Origin of the sequence: Pseudomonas sp. N40(2020) (genome assembly GCF_014472415.1) — a bacterium.
Classification (GTDB): domain Bacteria; phylum Pseudomonadota; class Gammaproteobacteria; order Pseudomonadales; family Pseudomonadaceae; genus Aquipseudomonas.
The window spans coordinates 145,103-170,398 of record NZ_JACSZV010000007.1 but is presented as its reverse complement, the minus strand read 5'-3'; the positions used below and the strand labels follow the sequence as shown (position 1 = coordinate 170,398).

Below are 25,296 nucleotides of genomic sequence, written 5' to 3'. Positions count from 1 at the left end.
TCAGTCAGGATGGGATGTAAAAAGTCAGACCGCCAGTGTGCCCAATGATGCCCAGTTAATCACTAGTCAAAATGTGCGGGTTTCTCACGGGGGAGGGGTTACAGGCAGAGCGGGCCGCGCGGATAGCGCTTGAGTGCCTGGATCAGTTCGGCACCCGGGATCGGCCGGTCGAACAGGTAGCCCTGGCCGACGTCGCAGCGGTGGCGACGCAGGAACGCCAGTTGCTCGGCGGTCTCGATGCCTTCTGCCACAACTTTGAGTTTCAGGTTGTGGGCCATGGCGATCACGGCGGAGGTGATTTCCATGTCGTCCTGGTTGTCGGGGATTTCGTGGATGAAGCTGCGATCGATCTTGATGATGTCGATCGGGAATTTCTTCAGGTAGCTGAGCGACGAGTAACCGGTGCCGAAGTCGTCCATGGCCAGGGTCAGGCCCAGACGCTTGAGCTGGTCGAGTTGCAAGTGCGTGTCTTCGGTGGCTTCCAGCAGTAGGCCTTCGGTCAGCTCAAGCTCCAGCAGATTGGCCGGCAGCGCTTCTTCCTTGAGGATGTTGGCGATGGAGGCGACCAGATCCGGGTCGGAGAACTGCTTGGGCGAGAGGTTGATCGCCACTTGCAGGTTGCCCAGGCCGGCGGCGGTCAACGCCTTGCTCATGCGGCAAGCCTGTCGCGCGATCCACTTGCCGATCGGGATGATCAGGCCGGTCTCTTCAGCAACGCTGATGAACTGATCGGGGCGGATCATGCCGCGTTCCGGGTGGTTCCAGCGCAGCAACGCTTCCATGCCCAGCAGGCGACCGCTGCGCAGGCACAGCTTGGGCTGGTAGAACACGTCCAGCTCGTTCTGGGTCAGGGCGCGGCGCAGGTTGTTCTCGACGAACAGTTTGTAACTGGCCTCGGCGTTCAACGCTTCGGTGAAGACTTGCACCTGATGTTTGCCGTTGGCCTTGGCCTTGTGCAGCGCCAAACCGGCGTTACGCATCAGGGTCTGCGGATCGCGACCGTGCAGCGGCGCACAGGCCAGGCCTACGGAGCCGGTGACGCTGATCAACTGGTTGTCGACGAACATCGGCTTGTCGAGGGTCATCAGCAATTGGCTGGCGATCTGCTGGCCGGCTTCAAGGTCGGTGTTGTCGAGCAACACGGCGAATTCGTTACTGGCGAAGCGGGCGAGGCTGCCGCTCGGGCTCAGGCTGTTGCGCAAGCGCCGGGCGAGGCTGATCAGCAGTTTGTCGCCGGTCTGGTGGCCGAGACTGTCGTTGATCCGCTTGAAATTGTCGATGTCGACCAGCAACAGGCTGATCGGCGTATCGCTATCCCGGGCAAAGCGTTCGTCCAGATTGCGGATAAACGCCGGGCGGTTGCCGAGGTTGGTCAGGTTGTCGGTGTAGGCCAGACGCTCGATGCGCTGCTGCGCCAGTTTGGTCTGGGTGATGTCTTCGTAGATGCCGATGTAATGCGTCAGCTCGCGGTTGTCGCCGTAAACCTTGGAGATCGATAACTGGCCCCAGTACGGTTCGAGGTTCTTGCGGCGGCTCTTGAATTCGCCCTGCCAACTGTTGCTCTTGGCCAGCGCCGAGGGTGCGTCGAACAGCAGTTCGCTGAGGTTTTCCAGGGCCGGCAGTTCCGACAGGCGCTGGCCGTGGACTTCTTCGGTGGTGTACTGGGTAATCGCGGTGAAGCTTGGGTTGACGTATTCGACAACGCCATCGCAGTTGACCAGCAAAAAGGCGTTGGCGCTTTGCTCGACCGCCCGCTGGAACAGGTGCAGGGCGCTGGTGGCGGTGCGGCGGTTGTGGTTGTTGATGACCTGGGCGAACTGGTCGGCCAGCTCACCGGCAAAGGCGATTTCATCGGACTGCCAGGCGCGGGTCACACCGGTCTGTTCCAGGCACAACACGCCGACCACTTGGCCATCGACGCGAATACTGGCGTCGAGCATGGCATTGACGTCGCGCGGGCGCAGGGCTTCGGCCATCTCCCGGGTGCGCGGGTCACGCATCGCGTTGTGCGCGTCGATGGCGCGGCTGCTGTGCAGGGCTTCCATGTAATCGGGGAAGCTGCTGATGTCGATCACGTCCGGCAGGATGTATTCCTGAGTGGCGCGGTGGTAAGCCGAGATTGGCAGCAGTTGCTGACCTTCAAGGTTCCACAGGCTGGCGCAGTCGATTTCGTAGATATCGCAGGCGCAGCGGGTGATCAGTTCGGCGGCTTCTTGCAACGAGTTTTGGGTGCTGTAGCGCTGGCGGGCGAGCAGCAGAATCAGATCTTGCTGGGCGCGTACGCGTTCGAGGTGCTGCAGTTGTTCCTGCTGGGCGCGCTGGTTCAGTTCAAGGGCGATTTGCAGGCGGGAGTTCTGGGTTTCGAGGTCGACGGAGGGCAGCAGCGGCGCTTCGTCGAATACGTCATCGACCGCCAGCAGATAACCACGCAGCAGATGACGATTGTGCTGTTTATAGGCTTCGCCCAGTTCAAGGATGCTCAGCGCACCCGCAGCGGTGTGCAGGGTGTAGCGCACCAGGTAATGCGGACTTTTGGCGAGTTGCTGCTGGATCGCATCATGCTGCTGATAGCGTGCTTCCGGCTCCATCAGGCTGGCATAAGGTGAGCCGACCAGCGCACACAGCTCAACGGCGGGTTGGCCGAACTGGCGTTCGCAATTGGGATCAAGAAACAGCATTGCCCAACTGGCTTCATTCAAGCGCTCGAAACGCAGCATGCCGAGCCGCGAGGGCACAGGCAACTGCGTCACTACCTCGGCCACCATACGGCTGGCGGCATCGGGCTGGCTCTTCATGAAGGGAACTCGCTTGGAAATATGCTGAACGCGCCGGGCTCTCGCCCTCTTTACTGTTGCCTGCGGCAAGGTTGCATCATTGCGGCACTGACTGACAAGAGTGATGAAGGCCAAGTGCTATAAGAATGTGTCGGCTGCATCGGGTATTTCTCCAGCGCCTGATGGAAAAGAGCAAAAGATCGCAGCCTGCGGCAGCGCCTGGAGTGGAACGCGTTCCGTGTAAACGCTGCCGCAGGCTGCGATCTTTTAAGGTTTAACGTAGTTTTATGACGATCGACTGCAGCTTTTTGCCATTGCGATCATGGTAATTGACCAAAATCTGATCAGCCTCGACCACCACGTGGGCAAAATTGTCCTCACTCACCACTTGGCTGGTCAGCTCATGTCGGTAATCGCCCGCAGCCGTGTGCACCAGTGGCTGATCGAGAATGAACGTGGAGGCCTTGGCATACGGCAACAGTTTGCTGTTGCACAGCGGCGAAGAAACGATGGTGTGGACTTCGAAGTCCGGGTCTTCGCTGTGGGTCAGGCGCGCGGTCAGCGAGCCGTGCACGTCGCCGGAGATGAACACGACATTCTTGATCTGCCGAGCGCGGATGGTTTCCAGCAGGCGCAGCCGTTGTTCCGGGAAGGCTTTCCAGGCGTCATCGCCATGCAGTTTGCGATCCGGGTAGAACATCACGCTGGTGACCACGAACTTGACCCGCGCGGGGCTGTTGATCAGCCATTTGAGCAGCGCTTGTTCCTGAGCCTCATCGAGGATGCGTCGATCATCGGCCGACAAGTTACGGCGGGTGCGACTGTCGGTTACGAACCATTCGATATCGCCGTCGCTGAACTGATACCAGTAATGCTCAAGTACCGAGCGATCAATCTGACCGTTAGTTGTGAGTGGATGTACCGGGCTGTGACTGGCTTGATACAACTCATAGGCGGCCATGGCATTGCGGTATAGGTTGTCGTCGGACTTGCTGGCATTGGCAGGCCAGTTATCTTCGATTTCATGATCATCAAGAATCATGTAAGTAGAGGTGCCGGACATCAGTCGTTTAATGTTGGGCTGGGAGAAGGCTGCGCGATATTTTTCAAGTATGTCTTTATATTCGCGATCCGGTGCAATCAGGTTCATGTCATCGGCATAGATTTGATCGCCGGTCATTAACGTTGCACTGATCGGCGGTTGTGCACCTTCAATCAATTGATTGATGGAGGCGAAGATCCGGTCGCCGAGTTGCGGCAGCGAAGCAATGCCTGCGGTCATGCGCAAGTAGCGGCAAGAGCCGACGATGTAGGCCCGCGCCTGCAAGGCTTTGCTGGAGCGGGTGCGGAACCGGTAGATCTCCCTGGGCCACTGCAGCGGTAGCTCCGCGACACTGTCCTGGGTGTGAACCGGACTCATCGGGCTGAACCAGCCTGCCTGATACTCGTATTCGGTATCGCCGCTCAAGTTGTTGAGTGCGAAAACTTCTGACATATCACGAAGTTCGCTAAGTTTGGCAAAGAGTGCGGGTGACCATTGTTGTGCTCCGGAGGCGCGATAACGTATTGCGCCAAACACAGTGGCGTTGTTTTGTCGGTCGCCGCGAATGAATATGCGTGTGTGGTTAGTTGTGGTGTGGCCAATAATAGGGCCGATAGTAGGTCTTAACATGTCGAATCCATTCGAATGATTGCTGAATAAATATGAATGTGTGCAAGTTGCAGTTTTACAACTATTGCGTGCCAAGGTTAGTTGCGCGGGAGATAAAAAAAATCGGCGTGAAGCCGACTTGGGTTGTGGCTGATATCAGCAAAACCTGTAGGAAAAAAACAAGCGTGGTTTTTTTCAGGCAAAAAAAGCCCCGTCAATTGACGGGGTTGAGGTACGAGCGTGTGGCGCTCGAAAACGTGGAGCACAAGCGACCCTCCGTTACCGGAGGGCCGCTTGGGATTACAGCAGGATGGTGCGGATGTCCGCCAGCAGGCTGCCCAGACGCTGGGTGAAGCGTGCGGCAGCAGCGCCGTTGATCACACGGTGATCGTAGGACAGCGACAGCGGCAGCATCAGTTTCGGCTGGAAGGCTTTGCCGTCCCAGACTGGCTGGATGGTTGCCTTGGAAACACCAAGGATCGCCACTTCCGGCGCGTTGACGATCGGCGTGAAGCCGGTGCCGCCAATGTGGCCGAGGCTGGAAATGGTGAAGCAGGCGCCTTGCATGTCGTCAGCGGTGAGCTTCTTGTCGCGGGCTTTGGCAGCCAGCGCAGTGGCTTCGGCTGCCAGTTGCAACAGGCTCTTCTGGTCGACGTTCTTGATGACCGGTACCAGCAGGCCATCCGGAGTGTCGACGGCGAAGCCGATGTTCACGTATTTCTTGCGGATGATCGCTTTGCCGCTTGGCGCCAGCGAACTGTTGAAGTCCGGCAGCTCCTTGAGCATGTGTGCGCAAGATTTGAGCAGCAGCGGCAGGATGGTCAGCTTGACGCCGGCCTTCTCTGCAACGGCTTTCTGCGCAACACGGAACGCTTCCAGCTCGGTGATATCAGCCGAGTCGAACTGAGTCACGTGCGGGATGTTCAGCCAGCTGCGGTGCAGGCTCGACGCGCCGATCTGCATCAGGCGAGTCATCGGCACTTCTTCGATTTCGCCGAAACGGCTGAAGTCGACGACCGGAATCGGCGGGATGCCCGCGCCACCGGTTGCGCCAGCAGCAGCGGCCGGTGCTTCCTTGGCCTTCTGCATCATCGCTTTGACGTAAACCTGCACGTCTTCTTTCAGAATGCGACCGTGTGGACCGCTGGCGCCGACAGCGTTCAGCTCAACGCCGAACTCACGGGCCAGTTGACGCACGGCAGGGCCGGCGTGAACTTTCGCGCCAGGCTTGGCTGGAGCGGCGGCCGGAGCGGCAGCAGCAGGTGCAGCGGCAGCCGGAGCAGCAGCGGCTGGCGCTGGAGCACTTGGCGCAGCGGCAGCTGGAGCCGGGGCAGCAGCAGGGGCCGCGCCTTTGACTTTCAGCTTGAGGATCAGGTCGCCGGTGCCGACTTCATCGTCCAGCTTGATGGAAACGCTTTCCACCACGCCGGCGGCAGGCGATGGAATTTCCATGCTGGCCTTGTCGGATTCCAGGGTGATCAGCGACTGGTCGGCTTCGACGGTGTCGCCAGCCTTGACCAGCACTTCGATGATCTTGGCCTTGCCGGCCGAACCGATGTCCGGAACGTGAATGTCCTGAACGCTGTCAGCCACCGGTGCAGCCGGGGCTGCTGCAGGAGCAGGCGCAGCAGCAGCGGCTGGCGCAGCAGCCTGAGCCGGAGCGGCCGCAGCAGGGGCCGCAGCACCCGCTACTTCCAGATCCAGAATCAGGTCGCCAGTGCCGACTTCGTCGTTGAGCTTGACGCTGATGGCTTTGACCACGCCAGCGGCAGGCGACGGGATTTCCATGCTGGCCTTGTCGGATTCCAGGGTGATCAACGATTGATCAGCCTCGACGGTGTCGCCGACCTTGACCTGGATCTCGATGATCTGAGCCTTGCCCGACGAACCGATGTCCGGCACGTGCACTTGCTGAACCGAAGCGGCAGCAGGTGCAGCGGCAGGCGCTGCAGCAGCAGGAGCGGCAGCCGGTTTGGCCTCAGCTTTTGCAGCAGGTGCAGCGGCAGCCGCAGGGGCCGCTTCAGCAGCACCCTCGACTTCCAGTTCCAGCAGTTCGTCGCCTTCTTTCAGACGATCGCCCAGCTTCACTTTCAGGCTTTTGATGACGCCGGCTTTCGGGGCCGGCACTTCCATGCTGGCCTTGTCCGATTCCAGGGTCAGGATGCTCTGGTCGGCTTCGATACGGTCGCCGACCTTCACAAACAGTTCAATTACTTCACCTTCACCGCTGCCGATGTCAGGTACGCGAATGAGTTCGCTCACAGGGTTTCTCCTCAGCAGTCCAGTGGGTTGCGTTTTTCCGGGTCGATGCCGAACTTGGTGATGGCTTCAGCCACGACCTTAGGTTCGATATCACCACGGTCAGCCAGTGCTTCCAGGGCTGCCAACACCACGAAATGACGGTCGACTTCGAAGAAATGACGCAGTTTCTTGCGGCTGTCGCTACGGCCGAAACCGTCGGTACCCAGGACTTTGAATTCCTTGGACGGTACCCACTGGCGGATCTGCTCAGCGAACAGCTTCATGTAGTCGGTGGACGCGATGACCGGACCTTTACGGCCGCTCAGGCATTCTTCGACGTAGCTCTGCTTAGGCTTCTGGCCTGGTTTCAGGCGGTTGCTACGCTCTACGGCCAGGCCGTCGCGACGCAGTTCGTTGAAGCTGGTGACGCTCCACACGTCGGCGCCAACGTTGAACTCTTCACGCAGGATCTTCGCCGCTTCACGCACTTCGCGCAGGATGGTGCCGGAGCCCATCAGCTGTACGTGGTGGGCCGCATCGCGGGTGTCTTCTTCGAGCAGGTACATGCCTTTCTTGATGCCTTCTTCGGCACCGGCCGGCATGGCTGGCTGCTGGTACGACTCGTTCATCACGGTGATGTAGTAGAAGATGTCCTGTTGCTCTTCGGTCATCTTCTTCATGCCGTCCTGAATGATCACCGCCAGCTCGTAGCCGTAGGTTGGATCGTAGGTGCGGCAGTTCGGGATGGTGGCAGCCAACAGATGGCTGTGACCGTCTTCGTGCTGCAGGCCTTCACCGTTCAGGGTGGTACGGCCGGCGGTGCCGCCGATCAGGAAACCACGGGTGCGGCTGTCGCCAGCGGCCCAGGCCAGGTCGCCAATACGCTGGAAACCGAACATCGAGTAGAAGATGTAGAACGGCAGCATCGGCTGGTTGTGGCTGGAATACGCAGTACCGGCAGCGATGAAGGAGCTCATGGCGCCCGCTTCGTTGATGCCTTCTTCAAGGATCTGACCTTTCTGGTCTTCTTTGTAGAACATCACCTGGTCTTTATCGACTGGCTCGTAGAGTTGGCCGACGGACGAGTAGATGCCCAACTGACGGAACATGCCTTCCATACCGAAGGTACGGGCTTCGTCCGGGATGATCGGAACGATGCGCGGGCCGATTTCCTTGTCCTTAACCAGTTGCGCGAGGATCCGCACGAAGGCCATGGTGGTGGAAATTTCACGATCGCCCGAACCATCGAGGATGGCCTTGAGGGTGTCCAGATCCGGCGTCGGCACGCTGAAGCTCTGCGCGCGGCGCTGAGGTACGAAACCGCCCAGTGCAGTGCGGCGCTCGCTCAGGTAGCGGGCTTCGGCGCTGTTTGGCTCTGGCTTGAAGAACGGCAGGTTCTCCAGCTCTTCGTCTTTTACCGGAATGTCGAAGCGATCGCGGAACAGCTTCAGGCTTTCAACATCAACTTTCTTGGTGTTGTGCGCGGTGTTCTTCGCTTCGCCGGCACCAGTGCCATAACCCTTGATGGTCTTGGCCAGGATGACGGTAGGTTGTTCTTTGTGGTTGACCGCTTCGTGGTACGCCGCATAGACCTTGTACGGGTCGTGGCCGCCACGGTTGAGTTTCCAGATCTCGTCGTCGGACAGGTCTGCAACCATTGCCTTGAGTTCAGGCGTGTTGAAGAAGTGCTCGCGAACGAACGCGCCGTCTTTGGCTTTGTAGTTCTGGTACTCGCCGTCGATGACTTCGTCCATGCGACGTTGCAGGATGCCGTCGACGTCCTTGGCCAGCAGTGGGTCCCAGAAACGGCCCCAGATGACTTTGGTCACGTTCCACTGAGCGCCGCGGAACACGCCTTCGAGTTCCTGGATGATCTTGCCGTTACCGCGAACCGGGCCGTCGAGGCGCTGCAGGTTGCAGTTGATGACGAAGATCAGGTTGTCCAGCTTCTCGCGGCCGGCCAGGGAGATTGCGCCCAGGGATTCCGGCTCGTCGCACTCGCCGTCGCCCAGGAAGCACCAGACTTTCTGTTTGCCCGGCTGGATGAAACCGCGGTGTTCCAGGTACTTCATGAAGCGTGCCTGGTAGATCGCCTGGATCGGGCCCAGACCCATGGATACGGTCGGGAACTGCCAGAAGTCAGGCATCAGCCAAGGGTGCGGGTAGGACGACAGGCCCTGACCGTCGACTTCCTGGCGGAAGTTGTTCATCTGGTCTTCGGTGATGCGGCCTTCCATGAACGCACGGGCGTAAACGCCTGGCGAGGTGTGGCCCTGGAAGTAGATCAGGTCGCCGCCGTGTTCGTCGGTCGGGGCCTGGAAGAAGTAGTTGAAGCCGATGTCATACAGGGTCGCACTGGAAGCGAAGCTGGAGATGTGACCACCCAGGTCAGAATCTTTCAGGTTCGTACGCATTACCATGGCCATCGCGTTCCAGCGTACCAACGAGCGAATGCGGCGTTCCATGAACAGGTCGCCAGGCATGCTTGCTTCGTGGGTAACAGGGATGGTGTTGCGGTAAGGCGTGGTGATGGCGTAAGGGAGTTGCGAGCCGCTGCGGGTCGCGAGTTCACCCATACGGGTCATCAGATAGTGAGCACGGTCTTCGCCTTCTTTGTCGAGAACCGATTCCAGGGCGTCCAGCCATTCCTGGGTTTCGACGGGATCGAGGTCTTGCATGGCTTGCTCCAGGGCGGAAAGGCTTCCAGAATCGGTTGCCTGAGTTTGCGACTGGCCTTGTGGGCAGACGATTTAAAATTCTTGGATTGCCGACAGGTTGTTCCGGCGGCGTGTAGTTTTACTACAAATCTTCCGGCATTTCAGCCTTTCGAATGTATAGACGAGTAGTAAAACTACAGATGAAAGGCTTGTGGCCTCTGACTGCGTTGTGAGAATAATCGTTAAGGTTGGTCGATTGCCATCCGAAAAAGGTGAAAGTTTGATGCTGGGTGCCAAAGAAGAAGAAATTTCAGCTATTTATAACTTTTGTTCGACAGTCCATCGGGTAGCGGGTTTTCATCATTCACTACAAGCGGCCGTTTACACGCCGATCAAGGATAGACCATGACCCTGCCCGTGCTTGCCGAACTGCCTGCCATTCTCCTGCCGTTGGTCAGCCGATCCGAGCAGTCGTTCCGTACGGCCGTCGCCTCGCTTGATGACGATCACGGCTTCGCGACCTGGACACCTGAGCGCTGGGCGCAATTTGCCCGGGTCACCGCCGCCAGCGAGTTTGTCATTGAACAGAGCGTTCGTGACCCTTTGATGTTGCTGTCGCTGGTGCAGTCCGGCGAACTCGACCGCGCCTTTGCCCCCGGTGAACTGTGCGCACAAATTGCCGCCGCCGCGAATGCCGCGCAGACCGAAGATGAACTCGGTCGCGCGTTGCGCCGCCAACGCGCCCGCCATCAGGTGCGAATCATCTGGCGTGACCTGACTCGCCAGGCCGATCTGGTGCAGACCTGCCGCGACCTCTCGGATATGGCTGACGCCAGCATCGACCAGGCCTATCAGTGGTTGTACAGCCGCCACTGTCAGCAATTCGGCACGCCGACTGGCCGCCGCAGTGGGTTGCCGCAGCAAATGGTCATCCTCGGCATGGGCAAGCTCGGCGCGATCGAGCTGAACCTGTCCTCGGACATCGACCTGATTTTCGCTTACCCCGAAGGGGGCGAAACCGTTGGCGTGAAACGCGCGCTGGATAATCAGGAATTCTTCATCCGCCTCGGCCAGCGCCTGATCAAGGCGCTGGACCCGATGACCGTCGACGGTTTTGTCTTTCGCGTCGACATGCGCCTGCGTCCATACGGTTCTTCCGGCGCGCTGGTGCTGAGCTTCAATGCGCTGGAGCAGTATTACCAGGATCAGGGCAGAGACTGGGAACGCTACGCGATGATCAAGGCGCGGGTGGTGGCTGGCGATCAAGTGGCTGGCGCGCAGTTGCTCGACATGCTGCGGCCGTTTGTTTACCGGCGTTATCTGGACTTCTCGGCGATCGAAGCGCTGCGCACCATGAAGCAGTTGATCCAGCAGGAAGTGCGGCGCAAGGGTATGGCCGACAACATCAAGCTCGGCTCTGGCGGTATCCGCGAAGTCGAGTTCATCGCCCAGGCGTTTCAGTTGATTCACGGCGGGCGCGACCTGAGCCTGCAACAGCGTCCTCTATTAAAGGTGTTGAGCACGCTGGAAGGGCAGGGTTATCTGCCGCCAGCGGTGATCAGCGAGTTGCGCGAAGGCTACGAGTTTCTGCGTTACACCGAGCACGCGATTCAAGCTATTGCTGACCGCCAGACCCAGATGCTGCCGGATGGCGCGCAGGATCAGGCGCGCATTGCCTTCATGCTCGGTTTCGCCGACTGGGACGCCTTCCACGAAAAACTGATGTTCTGGCGCGGCCGCGTAGCCTGGCACTTCGCACAAGTGATCGCCGATCCCGATGAGGAAGAAGGCGCCGAAAGCGAAGTGGTTGTGGGCGGTGAATGGCTGCCGTTGTGGGAAGAAGCGCAGGACGAGGAGGCTGCGTGCCGTCAGTTAGAAGAGGGCGGTTTTGCCGATGCGACCAAAGCTTTAAAGGCATTGGCCGGTCTGCGCGGCAGTCCGCAACTGCGTGCGATGCAGCGTTTGGGGCGCGAGCGCCTCGATGCCTTTATTCCGCGTCTGATCGCCCAGGCTGTGGAGCATGACAACCCGGATCTGGTCCTTGAGCGAGTGCTGCCGCTGGTTGAAGCGGTTGCTCGGCGTTCGGCTTATTTAGTCTTGCTGACGGAGAATCCCGGTGCATTACGGCGTTTGCTGACGTTGTGTGCGGCGAGCCCTTGGATTGCCGAGCAGATCACCCGTTTCCCGCTGCTGCTTGATGAATTGCTCAACGAGGGCCGACTGTTCAAGCCGCCATTGGCGCCAGAACTGGCCGCCGAATTGCGCGAACGCCTTACGCGGATTCCTGAAGACGACCTCGAACAACAGATGGAAGCCCTGCGCCATTTCAAACTGGCGCATCGCTTGCGCGTCGCCGCCTCGGAAATCGCCGGTAGCCTGCCGCTGATGAAGGTCAGTGATTACCTGACGTGGCTGGCCGAGGCTATCCTCGAGCAAGTGTTGGCCCTGGCTTGGCGCCAGACCGTGGCCAAGTACGGCACGCCGCTGCGCACTGACGGCAGCTTGTGCGATCCCGGCTTCATCATTGTCGGTTACGGCAAGGTCGGTGGTATCGAGTTGGGGCACGGTTCGGATCTGGATCTGGTGTTCATCCACGACGGCGATCCGCAGGCGGAAACTGATGGACCTAAGCCGATTGATGGTGCGCAGTTCTTCACGCGTCTCGGGCAGCGGATCATTCACTTGCTGACGGCGCAGACCAACTCTGGCCAGCTCTATGAAGTGGATATGCGTCTGCGCCCGTCCGGCGCATCCGGGCTGTTGGTGAGTTCGCTGGGGGCTTTTGAGCGCTATCAGGAAAATGAAGCCTGGACCTGGGAGCATCAGGCTCTGGTGCGCGCGCGGGTGCTGGTTGGTAGTCAGGATGTCGGGCAGGCATTCGAGAAAGTCCGCGCGCAAGTGCTGGGCAAGGCGCGGGATCTGCCCAAGTTGCAACAGGAAGTCAGCGAGATGCGCGCGAAGATGCGCGACAACCTCGGCAGCAAGAGCACCGCGGCCGGTACGGCGGCGAATGCCTTCGAGGCCTCGGCGCCGTTCGACCTCAAGCAGGACGCCGGAGGTATCGTCGATATTGAATTTATGGTGCAATACGCGGCTCTGGCGTGGTCGCACAGCCACCCGCCACTGCTGCGCTGGACCGATAACATCCGCATTCTGGAAGAACTGGAACACGAAGGGCTGATGCCTGCCGAAGATGCCAGTCTGTTGCGCGAGGCCTATAAAGCCTACCGCTCCGCCGCCCACCGGCAGGCCTTGCAGAAGGATGCCGGAGTGATAACAGGTGACCAGTTTGTCGACGAACGTCGGCAGGTATTGCGGATCTGGCGTGAGTTGGGGCTAAGCTGAACACGGTTCGAGCAGCACCCGATACCCTGTGGGAGCGAGCCTGCTCGCGATAGCGGAGTGACAGTCGACAGTTATGTTGAAGGTAATGACCCATCGCAAGCTGCATGGCTCCCACAATGATTCTCGAGGCGGGGAGGCGTAAAGCCTCCCCGGTTCGTTTATGGAAACCACATGAATATTCTGATCGTTGGGCCCAGTTGGGTCGGTGACATGGTGATGGCGCAGACACTGTTTCAGTGCCTCAAGCAGCGCCACCCGCAGTGCGAAATCGACGTGCTGGCTCCCGAGTGGAGCCGGCCGATCCTTGAGCGCATGCCTGAAGTGCGCAAGGCCTTGAGCTTTCCGCTCGGCCACGGCGCGCTGGAGTTGGCGACGCGTCGGCGCATCGGCAAATCTCTGGCCGGCCAGTACGATCAGGCTATCCTTTTGCCCAACTCGCTAAAGTCGGCGCTGGTACCTTTTTTCGCCGGTATCAAGAAACGCACCGGTTGGCGCGGCGAGTTCCGCTACGGCCTGCTCAATGACGTGCGTACGCTCGATAAAGAACGCTATCCGCTGATGATCGAGCGCTTTATGGCGTTGGCCTATGAGCCGAATGCCGAGTTGCCGAAACCGTATCCGCGTCCAAGCCTGCAAATCGACCCGGTGACCCGCGAAGCGGCACTGACCAAATTTGGCCTGACCCTCGACCGCCCGGTTTTGGCCCTGTGCCCTGGCGCCGAGTTCGGCGAATCCAAGCGCTGGCCGTCCGAGCATTACGCCAAAGTCGCCGAAGCGCGGATTCGCGAAGGCTGGCAGGTGTGGCTGTTCGGTTCGAAAAATGATCATGCGGTGGGTGAGGACATCCGCGCACGATTGATCCCGGGCCTGCGAGAAGAATCGGTGAACCTCAGCGGCGACACTTCTTTGGCCGAGGCGATTGACCTGCTGTCCTGTGCTGATTCGGTGGTGTCCAACGACTCCGGCTTGATGCACGTTGCGGCAGCGCTGAACCGCCCGTTGGTGGCGGTTTACGGTTCGACCTCGCCGGGCTTCACCCCACCGCTGGCCGAGCACGTCGAAATCGTCCGCCTGGGCCTCGATTGCAGTCCGTGCTTCGACCGTACTTGCCGTTTCGGCCATTACAACTGCCTGCGCCAATTGATGCCGGAAGCGGTCAACGATGCCTTGCAGAAATTGCAGGGCTCTGTGGTCGAGGTTCATTAAGTTGCGGGTATTGCTGATCAAGACTTCATCGCTGGGCGACGTGATTCACGCGTTGCCGGCCCTGACCGACGCGGCTCGGGCGATTCCCGGGATCCAGTTCGATTGGGTTGTGGAAGAAGGCTTTGCCGAAATCCCGACCTGGCACCCGGCCGTAGGCAAAGTGATTCCGGTGGCGATTCGCCGCTGGCGCAAAAACCTCTGGCAGACCATCAAGAGTGGCGAGTGGAAGCGCTTCAAGCAAAGCGTTCGCGCGAGCAAATATGACTTGGTGATCGACGCGCAGGGCCTGCTGAAAAGCGCCTGGCTGACTCGCTATGTCAAAGCCCCGGTGGCCGGCCTCGATAAAGGCTCGGCACGCGAGCCGATGGCGTCGCGTTTCTATGACCGCAAATTGGCCGTGGCCCGTGGTCAGCACGCCGTCGAACGCGTGCGTCAGTTGTTCGCGATTGCCTTGGGTTACGACCTCCCCAAAGGTTTGGGCGATTACGGCCTGAACGTCGAGCGTCTGGTCGAACTGCCGCGCAAAAACGCTTTCGTGGTGTTCCTCCACGGCACCACTTGGGACACCAAGCACTGGCCGGAAGCCTACTGGCGCGAGCTGACCGAGCGTGTTGGTTACCTTGGCGTTGGCGTCAAACTGCCATGGGGCAACCCGCTGGAGAAGGCCCGCGCCGAGCGCATCGCCGCCGGTTTCAAACACGCTGAAGTGTTGCCGAAACTGAATCTGGCCGGCGTCGGCAAGGTGCTGGCCGGGGCTCAGGCCTGCGTGGCGGTGGATACCGGTCTCGGTCACCTTGCGGCAGCGCTGGATGTACCGACGATTTCGCTGTTCGGTCCGACCAACCCGGGCCTGACCGGCGCCTACGGCAAACTGCAGATTCACTTGGCCAGCGATTTCCCGTGTGCGCCGTGCCTGCAAAAGAAATGTACCTATCAACCGACCGCGCAGGATGCCCGTCAGTTTGACCTGAAACGCGAGCAGCCTCTGTGCTTCACGCGTCTGAATCCCGAGCGTGTCGCCAGCCGACTGAGCACGTTGTTAATGGCTGAGGAGCTGCGCTGATGCAATTGGCTTTTGTCCTGTACAAATATTTCCCGTTTGGTGGTTTGCAGCGCGACTTCATGCGCATCGCCCTCGAATGCCAGAAGCGCGGCCACCAGATCCGCGTCTACACGCTGATCTGGGAAGGCGACGTGCCGCCGGGTTTCGAAGTGCTGGTGGCGCCGGTCAAGGCGTTTTTCAATCACCGTCGCAACGAAAAACTCAGCGCATGGATGGAAGCGGATCTGGCCAAGCGTCCGGTGGATCGACTGATTGGCTTCAACAAGATGCCGGGTCTGGACGTCTACTACGCCGCCGACGGCTGCTTTGAAGACAAGGCGCAGAACCTGCGCAATTCGCTGTACCGCCGCTGGGGCCGCTATCGCCACTTCGCCGAGTACGAGCGTGCGGTATTCGCCAAAGACGCGAAAACCGAAGTACTGATGATTTCCGAAGTGCAGCAGCCGCTGTTCATCAAGCATTACGACACCCCGCTGGAGCGCTTCCATCTGCTGCCGCCGGGCATCGCTCAGGATCGTCGCCGCCCTGCGGATGCTGACGAAATTCGCGCCGGCTTCCGCGCCGAATTCAACCTCAAGGACGACGACCTGCTGCTGGTGCAGATCGGTTCCGGGTTCAAGACCAAGGGCGTAGATCGCAGCCTCAAGGCGCTGGCCGCATTGCCGGCCGAACTGAAGAAGCGCACCCGGCTGTTTGTAATCGGCCAGGATGACCCCAAATTGTTCCAGATGCAGAGTGCAACTTTGGGCCTGGGCGATAACGTGACGTTCCTCAAGGGTCGCAGCGATATCCCGCGTTTTCTGCTCGGCGCCGATTTGTTGATCCACCCGGCGTACAACGAAAACACCGGTACAGTGCTGCTCGAAGCGCTGGTCGCCGGTCTGCCGGTGCTGGTCAGCGCTGTCTGCGGTTACGCCCATTACATTGCCGAGGCGGATGCCGGGCGAGTGCTGGACGAGCCGTTCGATCAGGCGCAACTGACGCAGTATCTGACCGAAATGTTGAAAGACGACGCTGCACGCGCGGCCTGGAGCCGCAATGGTCTGGCCTTCGCCGAGACGGCCGACCTCTACAGCATGCCGCAGCACGCGGCCGATGTGATTCTGGCGGAGCACGCTTAAATGAAGTTGATGCTGGCTGAACCGTTCAAGAGCCTCTGGGCCGGACGCGACCCGTTCGCCGAAGTCGAGGGCTTGCAGGGCGAGGTTTATCGCGAGCTGGAAGCCCGCCGGACATTGCGCACGGAAGTCGATGGCAACGGATTTTTCGTCAAGATCCACCGTGGCATCGGCTGGGGCGAGATTTTCAAGAACCTGCTGACCGCCAAGCTTCCGGTGCTCGGCGCGGGTCAGGAGTGGCAGGCTATTCAGCGTTTGCAGGAAGTCGGCGTGCCGACCATGACTGCCGTCGCCTATGGCGAGAAGGGTAGTAACCCGGCGGATCAGCATTCGTTCATCGTCACTGAAGAGCTGGCGCCGACCATCAGCCTCGAAGACTTCAGTATCGACTGGGTCAAACAGCCGCCCGAGCCAAAACTCAAGCGTGCGCTGATCGCCGAAGTGGCGCGTATGACCGGCATGATGCATCGCGCCGGCGTCAACCACCGCGACTGCTACATCTGCCATTTCCTGCTGCACACCGACAAACCGGTGATGGCGGAGGATTTCAAGCTGTCGGTGATTGACCTGCACCGTGCCCAGACCCGTGCGAAGATTACCCAGCGCTGGCGCAACAAGGATCTGGCGGCGCTGTACTTTTCCGCGCTGGACATCGGCCTGACCCGTCGCGACAAACTGCGTTTCCTCAAAAGCTATTTCCAGCAGCCGCTGCGCCAGATCCTGGCTGAAGAAGCGCCGCTGCTGAACTGGCTGGAAGGCAAGGCCAACAAGCTCTATGCGCGTAAACAGCGATACGGGGATGCGCTCTGATGGCGGGTTGGACTCTTGAGCCGCAATACAGCGATCTCGCCGAAGACTTCGGCAGCCTCGACGCCGTATTTGCCCTGCAAGGCGAGCGCCTGACCCGTGACCCGTTGTCCGAGGTCATTCGTGTGCAACGCAATGGCGTCAACTATTACGTCAAGCGCTACGTCGGTGCCGGCAAAGGCCTGCGCCGTTACCTCGGCAAGCCACGGGTGAAAATGGAATGGCAGAACCTCAAACGCTTCGCCAAGTGGGGCATTCCCACCGCCGAAGTGGTGGCCTGGGGCCTGGAACGCCGTGGCGCGGCGTATGACCGTGGCGCGATGATCACCCGCGAACTGCCCAATACCGAAGACCTCTCGGCGCTCGCCGAGCGCAAGGACCCGAAGCTCAAGGATCGCGCCTGGGTCGACGGCGTCAGCCGGCAATTGGCCGGCTATACACGGACAATGCACGATCAGCGTTTTACCCATAACGATCTGAAATGGCGCAACCTGTTGATCGACGATCAGGCGCGCATATTTCTCATCGATTGCCCCAATGGCGAGTTCTGGCGCGGGTTCTGGCTCAAGTATCGGATCACCAAGGATCTGGCCTGTCTCGACAAACTCGCCAAATATCACCTGTCCAATACCCAACGCCTGCGCTTCTATATGCAATACCGCCAGTGCGATCGGCTGAATGTTGCCGACAAGAAACGGATTCGGCACGTGGTGAGATTTTTCGAGGGACGTGAATGACTGATTTTCTGGCCGAAGAAGACCGGGCGCTGCTTGAGCGCCACGGTCTAGGCACTTTTGACGCCCTGTGGGCCAAGCAGCTAGAAGCGGTGGACGAGCCTAATACCGCTCGTGGCGGCTGGAGCAGCGTGTTTCGTCTGGATCTGGAGGGCCAGGGTTACTACCTCAAGCGCCAGAGCAACTACCTGACCCGTACCTTGCATGCGCCTTTCGGCGAGCCAAGCTTTGCTCGTGAATTTCGCAACATCAGCCGTTATCGCAAGCTCGGCATTCCGGCGCTGCAAGCGGCTTTTTTCGGTGAGCGCAAAGTCGATGGCGAAGTTCGCGCAATCCTTCTGACGCGCGCGCTGGACGGCTGGAGCGATCTCGAATCGCTGCTGGCGCGTTGGTCACAGCTCAGCGTTGCGCAGCAATCGGCCATCCTCAAGGCTTGCGGGTTGCTGGCTCGGCATCTGCACGGTGTACGTCAGGTGCATGGTTGTTTCTACCCCAAACACATTTTTTTGCGAGCGAGCGGTGACGGGTATCAGGCGCAACTGATCGACCTGGAAAAAACCCGACCGTTATTGTTCGGCATGCGTGACCGGATCAAGGATCTGGAGCCGCTGCAACGTCGTGCGCCGGAGTGGAGCGAGGCGCAATTGCGTGAATTGCTCGCGGCTTATCTCGATCAGTCGACCGACAGTTCGCTGCTCGACAACTGGCTTGCCCGGCTGACGGCGCGACGTAGTCACAAGGAGACCCGCTGATGCAATTGTCCGCGCTGGCCGCTGTCGGGCGAGCCCCAGAACTGCCGCTGACAGTGACCCTTTCCGATGCGGCCGGTGCTGCGGATCTGCAGTTGTTGAGTCTGCTGCGGGTGTTGCCGGGGCAACGCTACGTCGGTGCCGGCGTCTGGCGCGGCCGGCCGGTGCTGGCCAAGTTGCTGGTCGGCAGCAAGGCTGCCCGGCACTTTCAGCGTGAGCTGGAAGGCGTGCGCTTGCTGGCTGCTCAAGGTCTGACGACTCCGCTGCTGCTGGCCGATGGTCTGGTGAACGGTGAGGGTGGCTGGCTGCTGTTCGATTTCCTTGAGGGAGCCGAAAGCCTTGGTGATGCGTGGAGCAAAGTCGAGGCGCTGCCGGTGCTGGCAGATGAGCAATCCGCCGTGTTGGCCGAGGCGCTCGGCGCCATCGGTCTGTTGCACGGCAAGGGGCTTTGGCAGGAAGACCTGCATCTGGACAACCTGCTGCGACATGGCGGTCAGTTGTACTTGATCGACGGTGCCGGCATTTGTGTGGAAACCGCCGGTCAACCGCTGTCACGACAGAAGGTTCTGGAAAACCTCGGTGTGTTTTTTGCTCAGTTGCCCAAGGCGCTCGAGCAGTACACCGAAGAGTTGCTGGTTTATTACCTGCTGAGCAACAGCGAGCACGCGTTGCCGCTGGAAGCTTTGCAGAAACAGATCGACAAGGTGCGCCGCTGGCGTTTGAAGGATTACCTGATAAAGGTCGGCCGCGAATGCACGCTGTTCAGCGTCCAGCGTGGGGCCTTTGGTTTGCGGGCGATCCGGCGCGAAGAAGAAACGGCCATGGTGCCGGTGCTTGAGCAGGCCGATGCGCTGCTTGATCAGGGCCATCTCTATAAAACCGGCGGGGCCGCGAGCGTCGGCAAGGTCGAAGTGGGCGCACGCACACTGGTGATCAAGCGCTATAACATCAAGGGCTTTGCCCATTGGCTCAAGCGTTTCTGGCGTCCGAGTCGTGCCTGGCACTCATGGCGCGAGGGCAATCGTCTGGCGTTTCTTGGTATTGCCACGCCCAAGCCGCTGGCAGTGCTGGAAAAGCGTTTTTTGTGGTTGCGCAGTCGCGCGTATCTGGTGACCGAGTTCCTGCCGGGGCCAGACATCATCGAGCGCTTCGCGCCTTACGTTGAAAATGGCGAGGCGCCGGAATCGGAATTGCAGGCGCTGGATGTGCTGTTTGCGCAATTGATTGCCGAACGCATCAGTCATGGTGATTTCAAAGGCCATAATCTGTTCTGGCAGGACGATCGCTGGGCTCTGATCGATCTGGATTCGATGTGCCAGCATGGCTCGATGGGCTCCTTCGTGGGGGCCTATGCGCGGGATCGCGCGCGGTTCATGCGTAACTGGCCGGAGAGTAGCGCGCTCTATCAGGTGATTGATCAGCGTTTGCCCAAAGATATCTCCAGCGCGACCTGAGAGGTTTGTTGAGCGCAGCCAATCGCGCGCTCGGCAATGGGGGACAAGATCCAGCGACTTGTCCTACAGCCTCATCAGAAGCGATGAACTGTGCCCGCTGCAGCCTCGATGCTAGTTTGCCTGACGACTTCGGAGGGCAACTCTTGACGATCAAAAAGGCTGTGACGCTGGGCGCTTTTTCATGGGTTTTGTCAGGCTGCGGCAGCGCCCTGACGGTATTGCAAGACGATGCCGACGTTGCTCGCGACATGCGCAAGCAAAAAACCTACTGCCAATCCATTTCGCGCATTTACAGCGGCCTGGCCTATGACTTCTGCGTATTGAACGCACCGCCAGATCCAAGCGGCTACCTCGTACCTTTCGTGTTGCTGGATTTGCCGCTATCCGGTGCATTCGACACGGTTGTGCTGCCCTATACGATTTATCGGCAGGTCACAGAGGGCCACCTCAGCATTTATTGGCGCAAGGGCGATTATTGAGCCAAACGACAAGGTATATCGGAACCATTCACTCCGGGGCAATTCGCACAGGGTAATTCCCGTCGCGTTTACGCTATAATCCCGCCCTTTAGCTGTCTCTCGCCTCGCGCGAGGGCACATCAATTTTCAAGGCGCATCGCGCCTGCATGCAGACTAAAGAGGCTAGACCCCTGTGGCATTGACGATTCTTGGCCTGTCCGGCGCCCTTAGCCATGACCCTTCAGCAGCCTTGTACATCGACGGCAAGCTGGTGGCGGCGGCTGAAGAAGAGCGCTTCGTACGCGATAAGCATGCAAAGAACCGCATGCCCTACGAATCGGCGAAGTTCTGTCTTGAACAGGCCGGCATCAAGCCGTCCGACGTTGACGTGGTTGCGATCCCGTTCGCCCCGATCAGCCTGTTCGGCAAGGCCCGCTGGCACTATGCCAAGCGGTACTGGTACGCCCCGGACCGTGCCCTCGACGCGATCCTGATGGGCAACCGTCGCTACAAGCGCTATCGCAACAAGATTGTCTGGTGCCTCGAGCAACTGGGCTTTGATCCGAAAAAAATCAAGATCGAGCCCGTCGAGCATCATTTGGCTCACGCTTCCAGCGCATACCACTGCTCCGGTTTCAAAGAGAAAACCGCGATCCTGGGTATCGATGGCAAGGGCGAGTACGCCACGACCTTCTTCGGTTACGGCGAAAACGGCAAGATCCACAAGATCAAGGAATTCTTCGATCCGGACTCCCTCGGCGGCCTGTACGGTGCGATCACCGAATTCCTCGGTTTCGAGATGCTCGACGGCGAGTTCAAGGTCATGGGCATGGCGCCATACGGTGACGCCAGCAAATACGACTTCTCGCGTCTGGCTTCGTTTGAGAACGGCGAACTGGTGATCAACACCGACTACGCCAACGTGATCGGCCTGCGTCGTTACAAAGAGAAGGGCAAGGGTTTCTACTTCTCGCCGAAGCTGATCGAATGGCTGGGCCCGAAACGCGAAGGCGATATCGCTGACGAACCTTACATCCACTACGCCGCGAGCATGCAAGCGCTGTTCGAGAAACTGGCGTTGCAGATGATCGACTACTACCTGGGCGATGTGCTCAAGGAAACCGGCAAGCTGGCGTTCGCGGGCGGCTGTGCGTTGAACGTCAAGCTCAACCAGAAAATTATCGCCCGTGACGACATCAAGGAACTGTTCGTTCAACCAGCGTCCGGCGATGCCGGCACCGCAGTTGGCGCAGCAGCCTATGTGTCCCACGCCCGTGGCGTACCGGTCGAGAAGATGGAGCACGTCTACCTCGGCCCGTCCTACAGCAACGAAGACGTGATCGCCGCGTGCGCCCGTCACGAGAGCAAGCCGGCCTGGCGCAAACTCGACAACATGCCGGAGCAGATCGCCAAAATCATGGTCGAGGGCAATCCGGTGGCCTGGTTCCAGGGTCGCATGGAGTTCGGTCCGCGTGCGCTGGGTGGTCGTTCGATCATCGGTTGCCCGAGCGTGGCTGGCGTGGCTGACCGCATCAACCACCAGATCAAGTTCCGCGAGCGCTGGAGGCCTTTCTGCCCGTCGATGCTCGACACCGTCGCCCCACAGATGATCAAGATTGATCACCCGGCGCCGTTCATGACCTTCACCTTTGAAGTGGCTGAAGAGTGGAAGACCCGCGTGCCGGAAGTCGTCCACGAAGATGGTACGTCCCGTGCCCAGGTGCTCAAGCGCGAGTACAATCCGCGCTACTACGACATGATGAAGGCGCTGGAAAATCTGACCGGCAATGGCGTGTCGCTGAACACCTCGCTCAACCGTCGAGGTGAGCCGATGATCTGCTCACCGACCGACGCGCTGAACATGTTTTTCGGCTCGGATCTGGAATACCTGATCATGGAAGATATTCTGGTCGTTAAAGAGGGTGTGAAAGGATACGGTCTTGACTGAGACACTGATCAGCGTTGTGATTCCCGTTTACAACTACGCGAGAACCCTACCCCGTGCAGTGGAATCGGTGTTGGCGCAACTGGATGAAGCGACGGCAGATCTGTTGATCATCGACGATGGGTCGACGGACGAGACGCCTGAGGTAGTGGAAAGACTTCTGCTCAAGCATGGCGGGCGTTTTCGCGCGCTGCGCAAAAGCAATGGCGGCTTGTCGACAGTGCGCAATCGGGGTCTCGAAGAGACGACCGGGCAGTATCTGGTCTTCCTTGATTCCGACGACGAAATGGCGCCCGGCGCACTGGCTGCGCTTTCAGAACATATCGCCAGCAACCCTGAAAGTCGGATGGTCATTGGCGCGCACTGGTCGGTGTTTGCTGACGGCAGGCGCAGCTTGCAGCCAGCCAAACCCTTGCCTTTGACACCCCGGCAGCGATTGCAGGGCTACTTGCTGGACAAGACCGTGTCGATTTCCAACGGCGCCTGTGCAATGCATCGTGATGTATTCGTTCCGGGTAATTACCCGGAGCATTTGCGCAACGTCGAGGACCTGCCAGTGTTTGCTCAAGTGCTGGCGCGTTTTCCTTGCAGCGTTCTGGACAAGCCTCTGGCACTTATCTATAAGCACGCCGACAGCATGCGCCATGATTTGCGCCAAAGTCTTGCAGCCGGTACCGAGCAGGTTGTCAGCGAAGTGTTCTCCAAGCGACGGATGCCGGAAGGGATGCACGACCTGCGGCAGGCATTTCTGGCGCAGCGTTGCCTGTCGCTGTTCCGCGATTGTTATTCCCATGGCAAGTACGACTTGGCCAAGTCCTTCTATTTTCAGGCGTTGCGTGCAGACTGGCGTACGGTTTCGCGTTGGTCATACACTCGCAAGGCTTTGCGGCTGCTGTTTCGGTAATGGTTCGCGCAGTGCATGCGCGTACCTGGTAATGGGTGTCGATGAGGTGGCTGGGTGAAAGGTACGGGCAGCAAGTTGGGAGTTAAAGTCTCCAGGATCGTCGACGAATACCCGGTATGGCTGGCATTTTGTGGCAGTTTGCTGCTCTCGCTGATTGCGGTCATGGGCACCGCGACAGTAGGGCGAGATGCCGCGCTGTACATTGATATTGCGCAACAGGTGACTGAACACGGCCCCAATGTAGCCTGGGCAACTTTCGACTGGCCCTGGTTTTCCTTTCTGCTGGCTGGCACGCATATCGTCCTGCGTTTACCGCTGGAACTGAGCGCCTATCTCTGGTGCGGGCTTTTCTTTGCCGGTACCAGTGCGTTGATGGTGGACTGCATACGTCAGCGTTCACCTGACATCACCCGCTGGGCTTGCCTGGTGGTGCTGGCGATGCCGGCAGTCAATGCCTTTCGAAATGACATCATTCGTGAATGCGGTTTCTGGTTTTTCTGTACGCTGACGCTCTGGCTTGCGTTGCGCTGGCAGGCCCGTGGTGGCTGGTTTCGTGCGGCATTCATCCATCTGGCCATATTCGCGGCCGCCTTGTTCCGGCTGGAAGCCTTGTTGCTGATTCCGGCGTTGGCGCTGTGGCAGTTGCCCAGTCTGTGGTCGTCGACTCGACGCCTGCAATTTCTTCAGTTCTCGCTGCTGCCGGTTTTGGGGTTGCTGGTCATCTCGGTATCGGGCGTGCTCCTGTCGGCGCGTGTGATGCTTTATCTGGACATGATTGCCCCCCACGGCGTGCTGTCATCGTTTCAGATGCTATGCGATCAATTTGCCAACTCGCTGATCAACAAGTACTCCCAGGATGAAGCTGGCCGAATCATTTTCTTCGGCATCCTGGCGACAATGACCATCAGTTTCGTGAAATTGATGGGGCCTTTCGCCGTTCCGTTCATTTTGCGTCGCAACTGGGGTGCGCTAAGCGTCTACTGGCGTGAATATCGCCCCTTCGCATGGACGGCGTTGCTGTACCTGGTGGTGCTGGTACTGTTTTTCATCAAGCAGCAGTTCATGAATACGCGCTACCTGAGTTTTCTGAATCTGCTGTTCGTGCCGGTACTGGCGATGGGGTTGGCGGCGTTTGTGCGCGAGTTCCCGCGTTGGGGCAAGTGGTTGGTTGTTTTGGCGCTGTTGGTGATGCTGTCGAACGTCATTTCCACCGGTGCCGGCAAAACTCACTATGTCGACGCGGGCCGCTGGGTGTCGTCCCACGTTGAACCGGGTGCGCCGATCTGGTTCGAGGATGGGCGGATCAGTTACTACGCCGGTCGCGGCTATGTGCTGCCAGCTCTGACCCAGGAAGAGGCACTGTCGCCAGCGCATGCCGGCGACTATCGGTATTTTGTGATCGAGGCCAAGGGTGACGAGCCTTGGCTGAAGGAGTGGCTGCATGCGCACAAGCTGCGCATCATCGAGCACTTCGCCAATCGAAAAGGTGCCACGGTCGTAGTCATTGGCCGCTAAGGTTTAACTCAGCAGCGGCCGCAGGCGCGAGATCAGTGGCGCCTGCCGGTTGCTCGGCAGGGCTTGCCGGTAACCTTCAATAAAACTGTTGCCGGCGTCCTGCCCCAGCAGCCATTGCCGGTCTTCCTTGTAACGCAGCAAGTGGGCGAAATTGCGTAGGCGTTTGCTGTCGCTGAGTGCGCGCTTCTGGCAGCGCAGGTCGGCGATATCGATCAGGCCCAGGTGGTTGTCGGGAGTCAGTACGACGTTGCCAAAGTGCAGCGATCGAAAGTACACACCTTTCTCGTGCAATTGCGCAAAGAACCCGCCCAGTTGGAATCTCAGAGAATCATTGCCTTCGCGGGTGCCTTGTAACTGGCGCACCGTGTCGCCCGCGAGCGGGGTGTAATACACGCAGTCACGTTCGATGCTCGGGATGCGATAGACCGCGATGACTTTCGGGCAGAGGATGCCGCGCTGCTCAAGTGCCCGGGTGTTGTCGGCAAAGCGTTGCGCGTATGGATAGAGCAGCGCCGAACTGAGCAGCCGTTTGCGGCGGAACAGCTTGAGCATGCGTCCATCGGCCAATCTGAGCACTTTGTCGCCGGAACCGTCGGCTTCCAGTACGTGTGCACCTTCGCGCAGTGCCTCGTAAGTGCTGTGATCAATCGATTGCATGTCCGGCTCCCCATCATT

Annotated in this window: 17 protein-coding genes; 12 read left to right on the top strand and 5 right to left on the bottom strand. The window is 59.3% G+C overall.

Annotated features, from left to right (window positions below; genetic code table 11):
* Positions 1-98 precede the first annotated feature (98 nt).
* The 4 genes from IAI51_RS07845 to aceE all read right to left on the bottom strand — a co-directional run bounded on the left by IAI51_RS07845 (position 99) and on the right by aceE (position 9,344).
* Positions 99-2,795: a GGDEF and EAL domain-containing protein gene (locus IAI51_RS07845; RefSeq protein ID WP_187677942.1), complete on the bottom strand. Its 2,697-nt coding sequence runs from the start codon at positions 2,793-2,795 to the stop codon at positions 99-101.
* A gap of 253 nt (positions 2,796-3,048) precedes the next feature.
* The gene (locus tag IAI51_RS07840) at positions 3,049-4,446 is read right to left on the bottom strand and encodes an alkaline phosphatase D family protein (RefSeq protein ID WP_187677941.1); all 1,398 of its coding nucleotides are present in this window, start codon (positions 4,444-4,446) and stop codon (positions 3,049-3,051) included.
* Positions 4,447-4,725: 279 nt separating this feature from the next.
* On the bottom strand, positions 4,726-6,687 hold the full coding sequence (gene aceF, locus IAI51_RS07835; protein ID WP_187677940.1) for a dihydrolipoyllysine-residue acetyltransferase: 1,962 nt from the start codon (positions 6,685-6,687) through the stop codon (positions 4,726-4,728).
* 11 nt (positions 6,688-6,698) lie between these two features.
* Complete coding sequence (gene aceE / locus IAI51_RS07830; RefSeq protein WP_187677939.1) at positions 6,699-9,344, bottom strand: pyruvate dehydrogenase (acetyl-transferring), homodimeric type; 2,646 nt, start codon at positions 9,342-9,344, stop codon at positions 6,699-6,701.
* A 384-nt stretch (positions 9,345-9,728) separates the two neighbouring features.
* Here aceE and glnE point away from each other — a divergent pair, with 384 nt between their 5' ends.
* The 12 genes from glnE (at position 9,729) to IAI51_RS07770 (ending at position 24,621) form a co-directional block, all read left to right on the top strand.
* The gene (gene glnE, locus IAI51_RS07825; RefSeq protein ID WP_187677938.1) at positions 9,729-12,668 is read left to right on the top strand and encodes a bifunctional [glutamate--ammonia ligase]-adenylyl-L-tyrosine phosphorylase/[glutamate--ammonia-ligase] adenylyltransferase; all 2,940 of its coding nucleotides are present in this window, start codon (positions 9,729-9,731) and stop codon (positions 12,666-12,668) included.
* Positions 12,669-12,839: 171 nt separating this feature from the next.
* Complete coding sequence (gene waaF, locus IAI51_RS07820; protein WP_187677937.1) at positions 12,840-13,874, top strand: lipopolysaccharide heptosyltransferase II; 1,035 nt, start codon at positions 12,840-12,842, stop codon at positions 13,872-13,874.
* Between the two features lies 1 nt (position 13,875).
* Positions 13,876-14,937: a lipopolysaccharide heptosyltransferase I gene (waaC, locus tag IAI51_RS07815; RefSeq protein WP_187677936.1), complete on the top strand. Its 1,062-nt coding sequence runs from the start codon at positions 13,876-13,878 to the stop codon at positions 14,935-14,937.
* The gene (locus IAI51_RS07810; protein ID WP_187677935.1) at positions 14,937-16,058 is read left to right on the top strand and encodes a glycosyltransferase family 4 protein; all 1,122 of its coding nucleotides are present in this window, start codon (positions 14,937-14,939) and stop codon (positions 16,056-16,058) included. The genes waaC and IAI51_RS07810 overlap by 1 nt, the downstream gene beginning before the upstream one ends.
* A complete protein-coding gene (gene rfaP / locus IAI51_RS07805) occupies positions 16,059-16,865 on the top strand; it encodes a lipopolysaccharide core heptose(I) kinase RfaP (protein ID WP_187677934.1) in 807 nt (268 codons plus the stop codon). It begins immediately after the preceding gene.
* Positions 16,865-17,599 (top strand): lipopolysaccharide kinase InaA family protein, encoded by a 735-nt coding sequence (locus IAI51_RS07800; RefSeq protein WP_187677933.1) that lies wholly within the window; start codon positions 16,865-16,867, stop codon positions 17,597-17,599. Before rfaP ends, IAI51_RS07800 begins: the two co-directional genes overlap by 1 nt.
* A complete protein-coding gene (locus IAI51_RS07795; RefSeq protein ID WP_187677932.1) occupies positions 17,596-18,348 on the top strand; it encodes a lipopolysaccharide kinase InaA family protein in 753 nt (250 codons plus the stop codon). Before IAI51_RS07800 ends, IAI51_RS07795 begins: the two co-directional genes overlap by 4 nt.
* Positions 18,348-19,799 (top strand): lipopolysaccharide kinase InaA family protein, encoded by a 1,452-nt coding sequence (locus IAI51_RS07790; protein ID WP_187677931.1) that lies wholly within the window; start codon positions 18,348-18,350, stop codon positions 19,797-19,799. The genes IAI51_RS07795 and IAI51_RS07790 overlap by 1 nt, the downstream gene beginning before the upstream one ends.
* Before the next feature lie 143 nt (positions 19,800-19,942).
* Positions 19,943-20,278 carry a YceK/YidQ family lipoprotein gene (locus tag IAI51_RS07785; RefSeq protein ID WP_187677930.1) on the top strand — a complete coding sequence of 112 codons (336 nt, stop codon included), beginning with the start codon at positions 19,943-19,945 and terminating at the stop codon, positions 20,276-20,278.
* A 172-nt stretch (positions 20,279-20,450) separates the two neighbouring features.
* Positions 20,451-22,205, top strand: coding sequence for a carbamoyltransferase (locus IAI51_RS07780; RefSeq protein WP_187677929.1), 1,755 nt, complete (start codon positions 20,451-20,453; stop codon positions 22,203-22,205).
* Positions 22,198-23,106, top strand: coding sequence for a glycosyltransferase family 2 protein (locus tag IAI51_RS07775; protein ID WP_187677928.1), 909 nt, complete (start codon positions 22,198-22,200; stop codon positions 23,104-23,106). The genes IAI51_RS07780 and IAI51_RS07775 overlap by 8 nt, the downstream gene beginning before the upstream one ends.
* 54 nt (positions 23,107-23,160) lie before the next feature.
* Positions 23,161-24,621 (top strand): hypothetical protein, encoded by a 1,461-nt coding sequence (locus tag IAI51_RS07770; RefSeq protein WP_187677927.1) that lies wholly within the window; start codon positions 23,161-23,163, stop codon positions 24,619-24,621.
* Between the two features lie 3 nt (positions 24,622-24,624).
* Here IAI51_RS07770 and IAI51_RS07765 read toward each other — a convergent pair whose 3' ends face one another.
* Complete coding sequence (locus IAI51_RS07765) at positions 24,625-25,278, bottom strand: toluene tolerance protein (protein WP_187677926.1); 654 nt, start codon at positions 25,276-25,278, stop codon at positions 24,625-24,627.
* Between the last annotated feature and the right edge of the window lie 18 nt (positions 25,279-25,296).